This is a genomic window from Desulfosporosinus sp. SYSU MS00001 (assembly GCF_049943955.1).
Classification (GTDB): Bacteria; Bacillota; Desulfitobacteriia; order Desulfitobacteriales; family Desulfitobacteriaceae; genus Desulfosporosinus.
Map to the genome: position 1 here is coordinate 133,890 of NZ_JBNFTW010000006.1, position 11,691 is coordinate 145,580.

The window sequence follows — 11,691 nt, forward strand, 5'->3', positions numbered from 1 at the left end:
TCACTTTGCAAAGTGATTTTAAGAAATATTAACGAGTGAAGACTTCGTAAATTGCGAACTTCAGATAGTCGGTTTCTTCACTTCCTAAAAGAACCGGATGATCTTTACCGGCACGGCGAAATTCTACTAAGCGCAAGATTTTATGGGCATCTGCTGCAGCTTCCTGCAACATTTTTTGAAAGCGCGCAGCACTCAAGTGGTATGAACAGGATGCTGTTATTAAAACTCCGCCATCTCGAACTAACTTCATCCCTTGAAGATTTATCTCCTTATAGCCCCGCAGCGCTCCTTCCAGAGCTTGACGACTTTTAGCAAAGGCCGGAGGATCTAAGATGACGACATCCCAAGTTTTCTTATCGTTCACTTGTTTTCTTAAAAAATCAAATGCATTTTCGGCAACAAATTGAGTACGATGAAGAAATCCATTAAGCAAAGCATTTCTGTTGGCCATCTCAATAGCTTTCTCCGAGATATCAACACAAGTAACCTTTTTAGCCCCATACAGACAGGCATGCAACATAAATGATCCTGTATGGGAAAAGCAATCTAAGACCTCAGCACCATCCCAAAACGGATTTTTAATTTCTTTTCCCTTTTTATCTCGAGGGCATCCATCAGGATCCTGGTAAATCCCATGACTAGCACCCCATCCAGTCATAATAGGCTTCAGGGAAGCACGATTTTCACGTTGGTCAAAGAAATACCCTGTTTTCTGTCCTTCAGCTACATCAACCATGATCTTTAGCCCATTTTCCTGGAGGATTATTTGGGTATCAAAAGGGGTATCCACGAAGCCAACTCTCTCTTCCAGGCCTTCCAAACGCCGAACAGAAACATCGCTTCGTTCATAAATCCCTCGCGGATTGAAAATTCTCTTTAAGGCCTGAAAAATCCATTGTCGCCGGACTTCCATACCAAGGGCAAGAATTTGAACTACAAGAACATCTTCATATTTATCAATAATTAGACCAGGCAAGAAATCCGCTTCACCATGGACGATCCGGCAGGAGGTTATATTAGATAATAACCATTGCCGACGCTTCCAGGCATTTTGAATTTTATCTAAAAAAAAGTCTTCATCAATGGGTTTTTCCGAATAGGATATCACTCGCAGAGTTAGCTGTGACACGGGGTTAAAAAATCCTTGGGCCAAGAAATGTCCGTCGTGGTTTAAAATATGTACAATATCCCCTCCCGAGGGATTCCCTTCGATTCTGCCAATTTCTCCGGGATAGATCCACGGATGCCCTTGTTCAAGCCTTCTTTTGCGATTTTTTATAAGAAACACTCTTGGTATAGACATAAAAGATCCTCGCTTTCAAAAACGTAAAGATTCATATCTTTAAAATATACCGTGAAATCAAAAGAAAGGAAAGCTTCCATTTCTCTTTCTTTCAAAGTTTCATACAATACCGCTCCATTTCATGTTAAAAAGCCATCCTTGTTCGGATGGCTTTTTAATAAACGGTTGTTCAGCTTTAGCTGAGCGTGTTTACTCTGTTAGGAAAAACGATCCCTCAGAACCTCGACGACTTCTTCAGCGCTCCGGCCAGAGGCATTAATAACCGGCAATTTCACTGGCCAATCCGGTGATAAATTATTAGTTCCATCACCCTTAACAACAACTGCCTGTATATTATACAATGCCTTTCCTTCTAAAGGAGCGGTTTTAAAGCCTGAAGCATGTAATGCTTGCACTACATTGGTGAGTCCATCTTCTACAGCGATCATTTTATACATTTATTTTTCACCCTCTCCTCGAATTAAACTTAGTTTTCCACCGATAAATGATCTTATCCCGAGAGAAATTTCCTTAAAAAGAATAGTTTTCTTTAAATAAACGCAAATAATCCACCGATAATCGTTCATCATTTATTTGCAGCTGGGGCTCCGCACAGGGAAAGATTCCTTGGATTGAACATGTTAGCAATCCCTGAGTTTCTACACTTAAATGAATGCTGTTCCTCTGTGGCGGGGTTCTTTGTAAGAGCAGAGAATACTTTCCCGTTGGCTGATGAAATCCTACCAATTGTATTTGTTTAGGCAATTTAGACATGGGAAGAAATTCATCCGTTTTAACTTCGAAAGGATGATCACTTTCCAATTCTAGTTGTACTAAATAAGGCTCTTGAAGATAATTCAATTTTATGGTTAAATTCAAAATTCTTTCAGGGTTGAGATTTTTTTCCTCAACTGTCGCCGCCACACTTAAAGGAGCTTTCTCATTGAGCAGAGGTACCTCGACGCTTTTTCCTTCTTTGACGCCTAGATCCTTCACTAATTGACTCGGTAAACGTTCATCAGAATATATATGAATTTTTCCCTCCTGCCTCCCGAGCCATTCTTCTTGAACCGTAACTTGCTGCGGGTACTTCTCGTTGAAGGAGGGGACCAAACCTAAACAAAGCACCAGCAGACTAATTCCGATTAAGGCCGGCATTTTTACATAGGCCAAAATTTTCCGAGCAAGAGGGGAGCTCTTCAGGGCAACATGACAACAGGCAAGCAAAAAGGGAACTAAAAGTAAGGCATACGTTACAAGAAAAATGACAGGGTATTTACTGATGGCTTCATTAAAACTCAACCACTGATCAGAATTCAGAAGCTCATAATGGATTGAATATAGGAAATAGGGACCTATTAGTACGAACAAGATATTGGAAAAAAAGTACTGAATGTCTAGACAAAAGAGCCAGAAAACAAAAGGAAAGGCGAGATCAATACGTATAAGAGCTAAGCTTAGACTCAAAATCAAGAGCGGGAATCCAGCTGTCAGCCAATAGAGGTTTGCATCTCGGGTCATTGGCAGCTTTTTTAGCCAACTGGCAAGAAACACTATCAGGCTGACAGAAATCCCCACACGGGCAATAAGGTATATTTCCGGATGAGCGTAATATACCTTTTGGGTATGTTTTAAGCTCTGCCAAAGGATTTCTCCGATTCCACCAGCTCCCGCGATGATCATACTTATAAGCATAATAATGCCAATACTTATAAAAACATTCTTCCAGGGTATTTTGTCCTTGCGTTTTTTCAGGTAATTAAAATAGATAATAACTGTTAAAAGCAAAACGAGAATAATAAATCCTCTCAACGCAAAACTAGGCAGTACAAAAACATTACCGCCAATCTGAAACGAAAGATACAGCTCATCCCAGATCTGAGGTCCAAGTTTATCTAGTTTCACGTTATTCACTAACAAATAAACAAAGTTGCCAACGGTTTGCATGGTTTCCAAGGAAACATGATCCAGCCGATCTTCTGGTCTATGGAAATATCCTTCCGGCCTTCCGTAGATCCCCAAGCCCAAGGCAGGAATACCCTGATCTAAAAAAGAGCTGAAATCACTTGAACCACCCTGCGAATTATCCCGGGTCATAACGGTAAAATCCCGGCTGAGATGAAAGGAAATATGGCTCTCTTTAGCCAAGGCAGAAACTTGTTTAAGCAGCTCCGGCGGGGCAGATTTATTGCCTGCTACATCAATCTCCAGAGGAGTTCCGACCATATCAACATTGATCATCCATTGTACAGCTGATAGATCAGCTTGTGAGATATAATAATTTGAACCAACAAGCCCGTTTTCTTCCGCACCAAAAAAAACCAGTTGATAGGTTTTTTGATGAGGTTCCTTGCTTAAGACTCGTGCAAGTTCAAGCAATACTCCTACCCCTGAACCATTATCTACAGCTCCGGGTACATTCATTGCTGCCGTATCATAATGAGCTCCGAGAACAACCGTATCTGGAAGTGTCCCAGGCAGCTCAGCGATGATATTTTGACTATTTATCAATTCAACACGTTTTTGAGGGTCGTTGAGGGATGGATTGCGAAGGATTACTTTACTAAATGGCTGTTCACGAACTTTCCAGCCATTTTGACTTAAAACGTAAGCAATATACTGAGCTGCCTTTATCTCACCTTTGCTCCCGGCCGGGCGAGGACCAATCTTATCCGTAAGATATTTGACATGATCAAAAGCTGAGGCTGCAGAGAAGCTTAAACCTGATCCTTGAGCAGGCAAAACAGCTTCAGCCTTACTATTCACACACCCTAGAATTACCAAAACGCTAAAAATCGTCATCACGATAATAGTCCAACGAGTTTTCATCACCCTCATAACCCCATGCCCTTTCAAAGCTTTAAACTCACCCTGCCCAATTCTTATGAAAAACTTCTTGAGGTTATGCCTTTCCAATCTTTCAACCTTTTGGACACATATGTTATAATGTAGACAAATTTTGACCTTGGGAGAAGTAAATATTATGCCTAAGCGACATAACCCCTTAGTTACAATAGTTATTCTTTTATTCTGCCTTCTGTTGTTAAGCGGATGTTCCATGAAGGTTCCTAAAATTTTTGCCAAGAAGGCACCCGTTTCCAATCTTTCTGCCGAAACACTTTTGATTGATCAAGAGGCCATCTATCAACGTACCATTACTCTGATTCAATCAGCACAATCCTCAATTTACGTAGAACAAGCTGAGTTTGACGACCCTCAACTCATCAATCTTTTGCTGTCTAAATCCCGTTCAGGTATCGAAGTTCATATCCTCTTAGATCAATGGCAAAAACAAAATTGGGCTACTCTCGACCAGTTAAAAAATCAAAATGTATCGATTCAGTATTATCCTGCTCAGAAAGGACAAAGTGACCATACTAAGTGGTTAATTGTTGACCAAAACAAAGCTTTAGTATACGGACCATCCTGGACAAGTGAAGGATTCAAAGCACATGATTTGGCCGTGGAGCTTTCTGGAAGTTATGCCTTGAAAATCGCAGCTCTCTTTTCCAAGGATTGGGAATTCACCACAACCTTCCCTTTAGATGTACCAAAAACAACGACTCTTAACAACGATAACATTACATTGGCTGTCAACGCTAACGTCAAGCAACAACTACTAGAGTATATATCCAGCAGTACAAAATCCATCTGGATAGAAAACACAGAAATCACTGAACCAGATATCGTTCAAGCCTTACTTGATGCTGCAGGAAAAGGCCGAGATATCCGCCTTATCTTAGACTCCACTGTTGCCGGCAAAACACCGGTAACTCTGGAAAAATTAAAAGCCGGCGGCATATCCATACGTTATTTTCCTAAGCAGTCACCTCTCGGACTTCATCTGGCAATTTTTGACCAGAACTCCTTTCTGACAAGCGGCTCCGAATGGACACGTTATAACTTTGTTGCAGATCACGAGTTTTCTATTACAGTCCCCTCTCCTACTGCAACCTCAAAATTAGACCAAATGTTTCAAGAGGATTGGAAGAAAAGCTCACCTTAAACAAAGATCCCGGATTCATCTAAAAACCACCCAAAGCATTTTGCCTTGGGTGGTTTTTAGATGAATCCAGGATCTAAGATCTTTGGTCAATTTTTTCTAAGTGCTGACAATCTCCAACCAACTCCGGTTTCCATCCATTACTGTCAACTTCAAAAATATTGAGGGCTGTATTATTCTGCCAAGGTGTTTTGGCCCAATCATGAATCTCAAAACCTAAAGCTCTAGTTACTAATAGTTTCAGGGTTAGACCATGGGTTACCACACAAATAGTCTCTCCTGGATGGTTGGCAAGAATCTTTTGGACATAATCCCAGGAGCGTAATAGTACCATTTCCATATTTTCACCGCCGGGAGTCGTGACTAAATGGGGGGATGTATCCCATATTTTAAATAAATCCGGATATGCTTTCCGTAATTCTCCCCAAATATGCCCTTCCCAATCGCCAAAGGAAAATTCTCGCAAGGCGGGATTGACAATCAGTTGATCCAATCCGATTTCTCGCCGAATCTCTTCAGCAGTTCCGCGCGCCCTGGGAGCGTCACTGGAATATATATATTGAATCCCCTCGTCCTTAAGTCTATTGGCCAAAGATCGAGCCTGAAGCAGCCCAGTTTCGGTAAGCGGGGAATCCAGACGCCCCTGGACACGTCCTTCAGTATTCCACAAGGTTTGGCCATGACGAGTTAAAATTATCCTTGTCATTCGTACACCTCTTATAAAAGAAACTTATTCGGCGACAAAGCATCTGTAGAAAAAGATCGCCCTGTTTCGCGTATATATAACATAAATTAAATCTTCTGATAATACAACAAGGGTAGGAAATTCTCCCTACCCTCCCCAACTTGCCGTAAGATTTCAGGTTTCTGACCCCGCTTTCGCAGGTGGGTACCTAGTCCATGCTTTCCAACTTCCCTGTTTCCACAAAGAAAGGGCATGTTGTAGTCACATGGCATTTAGTTCCCGTGTCATTAATAGGATCAAAACCATGAAAATCTCTACGCACAAGTCAGGCTATGTTTTTATTATATCACCATAATTTAAAAAAATCTCTAGCAAATGCTTGGAAATTATCGTTTTCGCAGTTTATCCTCAATTTCCGCCATTCGATCCTGCAACAAGGCAATGGACATCTCTTGATTACGTACCCGTCGACGAAGATGATCAACTAGCTGAAGAAGCTCCTGAAGATTTTCGTTAATGGTATCATTATTTTGTTGTTCGTCAACAATAGAATTTTCATCGTCCTCTTTTTCACTAGATGAAGGTTCTATACCATCAGCTGTTTGGGCCGCAAGTAGGTAACGAAACCGAGCGTATCTGGAATTTCTCCCTGGCTGAACGTCAAGTACTCCATCCTCTGCCAATGCTTGAATGGCTCGTTTTAAGGTAACACTTGCTGCTCCCGTTTCTCTCTGAATATCTGAATATGCTAATTCAAAATCTTGTCCTTGATACATATTAGAAATCTTCTCAAAAAAATCGACAAATTTCCGATGAGTTTTTTCCTTTAATCTCAAAGCTAGTCCATCCTTCCACAACACTAATTAAAACACTGAAGAATAATTAATATTATAGCAAATTTTAAACAAAAATCCATACTAAGGATTACTTTTAACATGAAGTTTGAAATACAATTTTAAAATAATCTACTTATCTCCATAAAGTTTTTGAATTACTCCATCTGCTAAACTAAAAGTATGTTCTCCGGCTGGTTCCTCGTAAATATATTTTTATCTTTATCGGAAGGTGTTGTCATACTCTTAGAAAAAGAGGCATAGGTAGTTAACAATTAAAGGAGGGATACCATGACAAAATCCTTTCAGTTAACGATGATTTTAAAAGGAATTCTTTTAGCAACCGTGTTAGCCTTATTGTTATCAGTAGTTTCCGGAATCGTACTTTCCTACACATCCGTTCCAGAATCAGACTTGTTCCTCAATATTATCTTTGGCTTTAGTGTTTTTGCGGCATCCTTTATTACTGCACATCAAGCAGGCACTAAAGGTTTATACTACGGACTTGCCATCGGCTTGGGCTTTTCACTCGTCGTTCTTATTCTATCGGCCGTTTTGTGGTCGGATGCGCCTTCATGGCTCAGGATGGGTGAAAAGGCCGTTATTGCTCTTGTATCCGGTGGGATAGGCGGAATTATTGGAGTACTTTTCCCTAACACTTAGAACAATTGAACTAGAACTCATCAAACAACGATAAATTTGAGAGAGGGAAATTCCTAAAGATTTCCCTCTAATTTCTATTTATATTAAAAAATTCCTGCAATAAAATATCACTATATTGATTAATGCGTTCATAACCCTTTTCATTTGATCCCCTAAGTTATACAATATCCTCAAAGCAATCGAAAGGGGAATAATCTATGTGTATTGAAAAAACTCCTTGGGAACAAGTGATCGATTTTCACGGCCATACTTGTCCGGAAATAGCCTTAGGTTACCGGGTTGCCCAAATTGCTATGCGCGAATTAGGTATTAAACCAACACCCAGCGCTGAGCTTATGGTGACAGCCCAGACCCATTCTTGTGCTTTAGACGCCTTTCAAATATTAAATCATGCAACCTTCGGCCGAGGGGCACTAAATGTCGAGGAGAATAAACAGCACAAATACCTCTTTGCATATTCGGGCACCTCTGTTCGTGTGGGCATCACGATACTCCCGGAAATTCTCGAGCATTTGGTCATTCCGGAAAATTTAGCCACCCGCCGCGAAATACAAAATGCAACTTTGGAAGCAATCCAGTTTATTCTCAGTTCTGATGAAACCGTGTTTTGCACAATTCAAAAAGACGAACACCAGTAAAGCATGTTCCTAAGTATTAGAAATTAAGAAGAATGACAGCTCTCCTTAAATAGAATCCTGGGGAGTATCGTTTAAGTCCTTATGGTGACGATCTTTCCAGATTCTCCACGCCAACAAACATAAGGCGATAATGACAGCTACTGCGCTGCTCCATTGTGCCGCTGTCCAATGGAACAAGAACCTTGGGCTGTCACCTCTTAGCCCTTCGAGGAAAAACCTTGAGGTGTTATAGAAAACTAAATAAAGCAGGAAAATCGTCCCTGAGGGCCATTTCTTTAGCTTAAGGATGACGAGGATTGCAAAGATAATAACGTCTGCTTGTCCTTCCCATACTTCGGCTGGCCAAAGAGGTTGGTTGCCAAAAGTATCCCGGGCAATTGTCCCTACCGGATAGAGGATGCCAAAGTTTCCTCCTGTTGGACCCCCAAAAGCATCACCATTCATTAGATTAGCGTCTCTCCCTATTGATTGAGCAAGCATCAAGCCGGGAGCAATTAAATCAGCAAGATCCCAGAAGGGAAGTTTTTTACGCCAGACATATAGTCCTCCTCCTAATAAGGCCCCGACGACTCCGCCTTGGATAGAAAGTCCTCCATGCCAGATAGCAATAATTTCACCAGGATATTGGCTATAGTAAGACCAATCGAAAAAAAACACCTGCCAAATCCTTGCACCCAGCAACCCGCAAAGAAGTAATATAGGCGCCAAATCAAGCATGGTCTCCATATATTCTTCTCGTTTGTCAGCTTTGGCAAAGTATAAAGTGACTCCTACTCCCAGAACAAAGGCTAGCGCAAAAAGCGTACCATAAGCACGTATTGGGAAATTTCCAATAAAAAACCAAAACTGATGCATTAATTTTTCCTCCACTCAAATATATCTGCCTGTTTTTTCAAGTTTTCAGTATTATAGCCAAACTTCCTTTGATTATATCCAACTATATCCAAAATTGCAATTCGGACTACGCCTAGTGCAACCAACTATTGACTTAGATGGCGCTCGAAGACACTGTCTTCGCACGTATTAACTCTTCTTGCAGTATACAACCAAAAGTAATACTTTCTGATAGTACAAAAAATAATGACAGATCCGATGCAATGTCCATCGGATCTGCCATTATTTTTTATAAAGTATTCAGTTTAGAAAAGAAACGATTATGCCGGTCCGAATCAGGAATAGAAGCCTCTCGTTCATTTTTTCCCAAAGGTTTTTGAACTGTTTGGAAATAGGTTGAATGTTTCCTTTTACCAGTTAAAGCATCTGAATAAACAGTAACTACTAAGATAGCGACAGCAATAAGAACTACTAACCATTGAAAGAGCATTATTTACACCTCCATCACCATTTTATGGCCTCTGGAAAGAATGTCAAGTGTTCTTTTGCTCAGTCTTTTTCAGTCGTTACTCGAAACTAGCCGATACGCGATCTCCGGGATGGAGGGCCGTCGTAAATTCGGCCTCCTGCCCGTTGACACGTAATTTTAGTGAAGCCCCTTTCGGCATCTCATCCGGGAACTTAACGTAAGGCAATAGATCTGAAAGAATCGGCATCTTTTTATAACCGTTGACTCTTAAATCCATTCCGTCTTCGAGTAACTCGTTATCTGAGACGGGTTTTCCATGAAATAAGATTTCAACAACTTGGGGAGGGTATTCAAATTCTTGATCATTCATCGTGAAAATCAGCGGCTTTGGTTGGATCCTCAATTCGCCAACCGTTTTCTGTTCCTGCCGAACCTCGATAGAATCTCCATCTCGGATCGGGCAGATTTCTTCAATAAGACAACCATTAACCAGTAACTGCCGTTCCAAAACAATTTTCAGCACTTCCCCATTAACTTTAATGGTTAAGGTTACTGGTGCTAAAATTGGCTCTTTAAACAGAGTTTTCTTTTGCTCTAATAAATTTTGCAGATTATCATTTGAAATATAGGTTAACTTATAGCCGTCTTGAACTTTATCGTCAATATTTAACACCTGATTATTTAAAAAAACCCGGGGCAAAAAGTCTTCTCGCCTGCCATTCCAGAAAATCCATTTCTTTTCATAGGGAGGCAGAATTTCGCCGATGGTCACCTCGGCATCTTTGCCAGGAAGACCGGGAATAAACTCAATATGGTCTCCGCTGTTCAACGTCTGATCAAATCGGCCCGGTCGTAAGTTAACCGTCAATTGGGCCGGCCTCCCCATCGTTCCCTTGATTATCCGTACTTCTTGATTCCATTCAAAGGTTAGGGCCGACCCCGGTTTCCCGACAAAGGAACGAGGAGATATTCCCGCAGCAAGAAGAGCCTCGGCTACCGTTGTCAATTGCACCTCAAAAATTGGTATCGGTATGTTGTTAACAATTACTGTGTAATACTGAAGTCCGGTTCCTTCAAGTGCGGATATACCAATCCCTATAGGAGTTATACTCTCCGGCCCCTTAAGACCTTTTTCCCCTTGAACGTCCTCTAAACGTTCGCGAATTTGAATTCCAACGCGTTTTGGAGAAATCCCTAAAACTTCTGCTAACATTTTGGGGAGCATCGGCGTTAGACTTCCTCCGCCAATAAGAATAATCCCTTGAGGGACCTTTTCATTTAGTTTTGTGATTTCCTTAGCTATATTTTGGGTCAGTTTACTGACGACAGGTTCAATCACCGTTAGTACTTCTTCCTTAGAAACAGTTACCTTGTTACCGAGAAAATCTGCAAATTTTAATCGAGACTTAGTACTTAGCTCCCTCTTGATCTTTTCACCCACTTTAAAATCAAGGAGATAATGCTCACAAATGGCTTCAGTGACCTCGTCCCCAGCCATCGGCACCATGCCATAAGCAAAAAAAGATCCTTCCTGAGTCAAGGCGATATCTGCTGTCCCCGCCCCCACATCAACAAGCGCCAGGTTTAGGCGCCGCATATTCTGAGGGATTGCTGCCTGCCCTGCCGCAATAGGTTCTAAAGTTAAGCTCATCATTTCTAAACCAACTTGGCCCAGAACCGATACTAAACCATCGACAACGGTTCTGGGCAAAAACGTAGCGATCACTTTAACTTTGGCCTTTTTTCCCCGCTGCCCGATGAGATTGGAAATCTCTTCGTCTTCATTCCAGCGGACAATAGTGCTATATCCAACACAATGATATTGATCTGAGTTATTTTCACTGGTTGATATTAATTGATGCAAAGCTTGATGGACTGCTTCTAACTCCAAAGCCAAGATCGTTTCTTGTTCCCACCGCACAGGCAACAATTCCCGTCGTTCGGCGCTGGCAATCTCTGTACGCAGGGCCCTGCCGGCTGCGGCAACAGCAACTTGTTTAAGGCTTACATCCAACGTTTTCTCCAGAGTCTCTTTAACAGCGCTGACAGCTCGTGCCACTTCATTAACATCATGAACTTGCCCATCATACATAGCACGCTGGCGATGTTCAATACAGGCACTTGCCAGAATTTCATACCCTTGATCTTGGGTTTTAGTCATCACTAATCCCATAACCATTCGAGTTCCAATATCCAAGGCAAAAATAGGTTCCATGGTTTCACCTCTTTTGGAATAAATTCGACTTTAATTGGTAAAATCCTTCTAAAAATAGACATAAAGAAA

11 protein-coding genes and 1 other RNA gene are annotated in these 11,691 nt (G+C 41.3%); 3 read left to right on the forward strand and 9 right to left on the reverse strand.

Going from position 1 to position 11,691, the window contains the following annotated elements:
• Nucleotides 1-28: 28 nt before the first annotated feature.
• From ACPUYX_RS12535 to ACPUYX_RS12545, 3 genes are all read right to left on the reverse strand, one after another.
• Nucleotides 29-1,303, reverse strand: a complete 1,275-nt coding sequence (locus ACPUYX_RS12535) for a class I SAM-dependent rRNA methyltransferase (protein WP_426379991.1) — start codon at nt 1,301-1,303, stop codon at nt 29-31.
• 197 nt (nt 1,304-1,500) lie between these two features.
• A complete protein-coding gene (locus ACPUYX_RS12540; protein WP_088227884.1) occupies nt 1,501-1,740 on the reverse strand; it encodes a YkuS family protein in 240 nt (79 codons plus the stop codon).
• 73 nt (nt 1,741-1,813) lie between these two features.
• Nucleotides 1,814-4,111: a M28 family metallopeptidase gene (locus ACPUYX_RS12545; protein ID WP_426379992.1), complete on the reverse strand. Its 2,298-nt coding sequence runs from the start codon at nt 4,109-4,111 to the stop codon at nt 1,814-1,816.
• Between the two features lie 154 nt (nt 4,112-4,265).
• Here ACPUYX_RS12545 and ACPUYX_RS12550 point away from each other — a divergent pair, with 154 nt between their 5' ends.
• Nucleotides 4,266-5,288, forward strand: a complete 1,023-nt coding sequence (locus ACPUYX_RS12550) for a phospholipase D-like domain-containing protein (RefSeq protein WP_426379993.1) — start codon at nt 4,266-4,268, stop codon at nt 5,286-5,288.
• 73 nt (nt 5,289-5,361) lie between these two features.
• Here the strand turns inward: ACPUYX_RS12550 and ACPUYX_RS12555 are convergent, their stop codons facing one another.
• The 3 genes from ACPUYX_RS12555 to ACPUYX_RS12565 form a co-directional block, all read right to left on the reverse strand.
• Nucleotides 5,362-5,991 carry a histidine phosphatase family protein gene (locus ACPUYX_RS12555; RefSeq protein ID WP_426379994.1) on the reverse strand — a complete coding sequence of 210 codons (630 nt, stop codon included), beginning with the start codon at nt 5,989-5,991 and terminating at the stop codon, nt 5,362-5,364.
• A 128-nt stretch (nt 5,992-6,119) separates the two neighbouring features.
• A non-coding RNA gene (ssrS, locus tag ACPUYX_RS12560) (6S RNA) lies at nt 6,120-6,305 on the reverse strand.
• A 51-nt stretch (nt 6,306-6,356) separates the two neighbouring features.
• Complete coding sequence (locus tag ACPUYX_RS12565; protein WP_426379995.1) at nt 6,357-6,806, reverse strand: IclR family transcriptional regulator; 450 nt, start codon at nt 6,804-6,806, stop codon at nt 6,357-6,359.
• A 288-nt stretch (nt 6,807-7,094) separates the two neighbouring features.
• Between ACPUYX_RS12565 and ACPUYX_RS12570 the strand changes: the two genes are divergently transcribed.
• Nucleotides 7,095-7,466 carry a TIGR04086 family membrane protein gene (locus tag ACPUYX_RS12570; protein WP_426379996.1) on the forward strand — a complete coding sequence of 124 codons (372 nt, stop codon included), beginning with the start codon at nt 7,095-7,097 and terminating at the stop codon, nt 7,464-7,466.
• A 197-nt stretch (nt 7,467-7,663) separates the two neighbouring features.
• On the forward strand, nt 7,664-8,104 hold the full coding sequence (locus ACPUYX_RS12575; RefSeq protein ID WP_426379997.1) for an FmdE family protein: 441 nt from the start codon (nt 7,664-7,666) through the stop codon (nt 8,102-8,104).
• Nucleotides 8,105-8,149: 45 nt separating this feature from the next.
• Here the strand turns inward: ACPUYX_RS12575 and lgt are convergent, their stop codons facing one another.
• The 3 genes from lgt to ACPUYX_RS12590 all read right to left on the reverse strand — a co-directional run bounded on the left by lgt (nt 8,150) and on the right by ACPUYX_RS12590 (nt 11,622).
• The gene (gene lgt / locus ACPUYX_RS12580) at nt 8,150-8,959 is read right to left on the reverse strand and encodes a prolipoprotein diacylglyceryl transferase (protein WP_426379998.1); all 810 of its coding nucleotides are present in this window, start codon (nt 8,957-8,959) and stop codon (nt 8,150-8,152) included.
• Nucleotides 8,960-9,227: 268 nt separating this feature from the next.
• Nucleotides 9,228-9,428, reverse strand: coding sequence for a hypothetical protein (locus tag ACPUYX_RS12585; protein WP_426379999.1), 201 nt, complete (start codon nt 9,426-9,428; stop codon nt 9,228-9,230).
• 76 nt (nt 9,429-9,504) lie between these two features.
• A complete protein-coding gene (locus ACPUYX_RS12590; protein WP_426380000.1) occupies nt 9,505-11,622 on the reverse strand; it encodes a cell division protein FtsA in 2,118 nt (705 codons plus the stop codon).
• Between the last annotated feature and the right edge of the window lie 69 nt (nt 11,623-11,691).

What these genes read in the sequence shown, in the direction of transcription:
- ACPUYX_RS12540 (WP_088227884.1), bottom strand. Translation starts at nt 1,740, where the DNA reads ATGTATAAAATGATCGCTGTAGAAGATGGACTCACCAATGTAGTGCAA.
- lgt (WP_426379998.1), bottom strand. Translation starts at nt 8,959, where the DNA reads ATGCATCAGTTTTGGTTTTTTATTGGAAATTTCCCAATACGTGCTTAT.
- ACPUYX_RS12590 (WP_426380000.1), bottom strand. Translation starts at nt 11,622, where the DNA reads ATGGAACCTATTTTTGCCTTGGATATTGGAACTCGAATGGTTATGGGA.
- ACPUYX_RS12570 (WP_426379996.1), top strand. Translation starts at nt 7,095, where the DNA reads ATGACAAAATCCTTTCAGTTAACGATGATTTTAAAAGGAATTCTTTTA.
- ACPUYX_RS12555 (WP_426379994.1), bottom strand. Translation starts at nt 5,991, where the DNA reads ATGACAAGGATAATTTTAACTCGTCATGGCCAAACCTTGTGGAATACT.
- ACPUYX_RS12550 (WP_426379993.1), top strand. Translation starts at nt 4,266, where the DNA reads ATGCCTAAGCGACATAACCCCTTAGTTACAATAGTTATTCTTTTATTC.
- ACPUYX_RS12535 (WP_426379991.1), bottom strand. Translation starts at nt 1,303, where the DNA reads ATGTCTATACCAAGAGTGTTTCTTATAAAAAATCGCAAAAGAAGGCTT.
- ACPUYX_RS12545 (WP_426379992.1), bottom strand. Translation starts at nt 4,111, where the DNA reads ATGAAAACTCGTTGGACTATTATCGTGATGACGATTTTTAGCGTTTTG.
- ACPUYX_RS12585 (WP_426379999.1), bottom strand. Translation starts at nt 9,428, where the DNA reads ATGCTCTTTCAATGGTTAGTAGTTCTTATTGCTGTCGCTATCTTAGTA.
- ACPUYX_RS12575 (WP_426379997.1), top strand. Translation starts at nt 7,664, where the DNA reads ATGTGTATTGAAAAAACTCCTTGGGAACAAGTGATCGATTTTCACGGC.